Source organism: Pseudomonas sp. AGC41 (assembly GCF_057334555.1).
In genome coordinates, this window is sequence record NZ_JBHFJB010000157.1 from 7,501 (window position 1) to 10,179 (window position 2,679).

General features: G+C 57.7%; 2 protein-coding genes. Both read left to right on the top strand.

Annotated features, from left to right (window positions below; genetic code table 11):
* The first annotated feature begins 112 nt into the window (after nucleotides 1-112).
* Nucleotides 113-1,531, top strand: a complete 1,419-nt coding sequence (locus ACE04F_RS27095; RefSeq protein WP_486110695.1) for a peptidoglycan DD-metalloendopeptidase family protein — start codon at nucleotides 113-115, stop codon at nucleotides 1,529-1,531.
* Between the two features lie 3 nt (nucleotides 1,532-1,534).
* Nucleotides 1,535-2,626 (top strand): anhydro-N-acetylmuramic acid kinase, encoded by a 1,092-nt coding sequence (locus ACE04F_RS27100; RefSeq protein ID WP_486110629.1) that lies wholly within the window; start codon nucleotides 1,535-1,537, stop codon nucleotides 2,624-2,626.
* Nucleotides 2,627-2,679 lie beyond the last annotated feature (53 nt).

Here is a 2,679-nt window from a genome sequence, read left to right on the forward strand (position 1 = left end):
GAGCGTCCGCGGGCTTGCTTCGCAGGGGTTTTGGTTATATTTTATACAGTTATTTCATCTTCATCATGTCATTCATCTTTTCCAATTCATCTTTTCAAAAGTCAAATTACCTATGACCACCGAACCGTCTAAAGCGCCGCCGCTTTACCCAAAGACCCACCTGCTCGCCGCAAGTGGTATCGCCGCCCTCCTTAGCCTGGCGCTCCTGGTATTTCCTTCCAGCGATGTTGAAGCCAAAAAGACGACTCTGAGTCTTGAACCGGAAAGTCCCGCTGAACAACTGACACAAGAACAAGACGCCGCCGAAGCCGTTCAAGCCACAAACGAACCGGCTGTCTCGCCTTTTGCCCAGATTGAAGAAAGCCCGGAAGACACTGCAAACGCCACTGCACAGGTAGAAGCGCCTGTTGCAGAAGAGAAGAAAGGACCGGACCACCGTGAAGTGATTGTTGCCAAGGGCGACACACTCTCCACCCTCTTCGGAAAGGTTGGCCTGCCCTCGACCTCAGTCCATGAAATCCTGGCCAGCGACAAGCAAGCCAAACAGTTCACTCAACTGCAACGTGGCCAGAAACTCGAATTCGAACTCAATCCAGACGGGCAGCTGACCAACCTGCACACCAAGCTGAGCGATCTGGAAAGCATCACCCTGACCAAAAACGAGAAGGGTTATGTATTCAACCGCGTCACCACAAAACCTACCGTGCGCTCTGCCTATGTTCATGGCGTCATCAATAGTTCGCTGTCCCAGTCGGCCGCCCGCGCCGGCCTTTCCCACAGCCTGACCATGGACATGGCCAGCGTGTTTGGTTATGACATCGATTTTGCCCAGGATATTCGCCAGGGCGACGAGTTCGACGTCATCTACGAACAGAAAGTGGTCAATGGGAAAAGCGTCGGCAACGGACCGATCCTTTCCGCGCGCTTCACCAACCGCGGCAAGACCTATACCGCGGTGCGCTACACCAACAAGCAGGGCAACAGCAGCTACTACACCGCTGACGGCAACAGCATGCGCAAGGCGTTTATCCGTACTCCAGTCGACTTCGCCCGCATCAGTTCCAGGTTTTCCGCAGGCCGCAAGCATCCGATCCTGAACAAGATCCGCGCCCACAAAGGCGTTGACTACGCAGCTCCGCGCGGCACGCCCATCAAGGCTGCCGGTGATGGCAAGGTACTGCTGGCCGGCCGTCGTGGCGGTTATGGCAATACCGTGATCATCCAGCACGGCAACACCTACCGTACGCTGTACGGGCACATGCAAGGTTTCGCCAAGGGCGTGAAGACCGGCGGCTCCGTCAAGCAAGGCCAGGTTATTGGCTACATCGGCACGACTGGCCTGTCCACCGGCCCGCACTTGCACTATGAATTCCAGGTCAACGGGGTTCACGTCGATCCGCTCGGCCAGAAGCTGCCAATGGCCGATCCGATTGCGAAATCCGAGCGCGCCCGTTTCCTGGCTCAGAGCCAGCCTCTGATGGCTCGCATGGATCAAGAGAAAGCCACCCTGCTGGCTTCGAGCAAGCGCTAAGCCATGGCGCTCTATATCGGCGTGATGTCCGGGACCAGCCTGGATGGCCTGGATATCGCGCTGATCGAACTGGCCCCGGCGATCAAATTGATCGCCACGCATTACATACCCATGCCCACGCCCCTGCGCACCGAGTTGCTTGCACTGTGCAGCAGCGGGCCCGATGAGATTGCCCGCTCCGCCATCGCCCAGCAGAACTGGGTAAAGCTGGCCGCGCAGGGTATCCATACCTTACTCGACGAACAGAAGCTCAAGCCTGAAGACGTCACCGCGGTTGGCAGCCACGGCCAAACCATTCGCCATGAACCGGCCCGCGGCTTTACCGTGCAGATCGGTAACCCGGCTCTCTTGAGCGAATTGACCGGCATCACCGTTGTCAGCGATTTCCGCAGCCGTGATGTCGCCGCCGGAGGACAGGGGGCGCCTCTGGTTCCGGCATTTCACGAAGCACTGTTCGAAGAACGAGTCGGTCCTCGTGCAGTGCTGAATGTCGGCGGCTTCAGCAATCTCAGCCTGATAGAACGGGCAAAACCCGTATCAGGTTTCGATTGTGGCCCAGGCAACGTATTGCTCGATGCCTGGATAAACCAGGAGCGAGGCGAGCCTTTTGATCGTGACGGCCAATGGGCGGCCAGCGGCAAAGTAGAGCCGACTTTGCTCAGGACGTTGCTTGGAGACCCCTTCTTTGTAACCAAGGGCCCGAAAAGTACCGGACGAGAAGTATTCAACCTGTCCTGGCTGACCCGTCATCTATCGCAATTGCCAGCCTTCCTCCCTGAAGATGTGCAGGCGACACTGCTTGAACTGACTGCCCTGACCATCGTCGAATCACTCCGGCATGCCCAGCCGAACACGCAGGAGTTGCTGGTCTGCGGCGGCGGCGCACACAACCAGACACTCATGAAGCGCCTGGCTGATTTGCTACCAGCTACCAAAGTCAGCAGTACGGCAGTGTACGGCGTGGACCCGGATTGGGTTGAAGCCATGGCTTTTGCCTGGCTCGCCCATTGCTGTCTTGAGGGTATTCCAGGCAACCGTCCAAGTGTCACTGGTGCCCGTGGCCCGCGCGTACTCGGCGCCATTTATCCGGCCTGAGATCAATAATCGCGGACAAAAAAAAAGCCGCAGGGCCGTAAGGCCCTGCGGGG

Bases quoted from the DNA above. Each gene is read 5' to 3' on its own strand.
- ACE04F_RS27095 (WP_486110695.1), top strand. From the start codon at position 113: ATGACCACCGAACCGTCTAAAGCGCCGCCGCTTTACCCAAAGACCCAC.
- ACE04F_RS27100 (WP_486110629.1), top strand. From the start codon at position 1,535: ATGGCGCTCTATATCGGCGTGATGTCCGGGACCAGCCTGGATGGCCTG.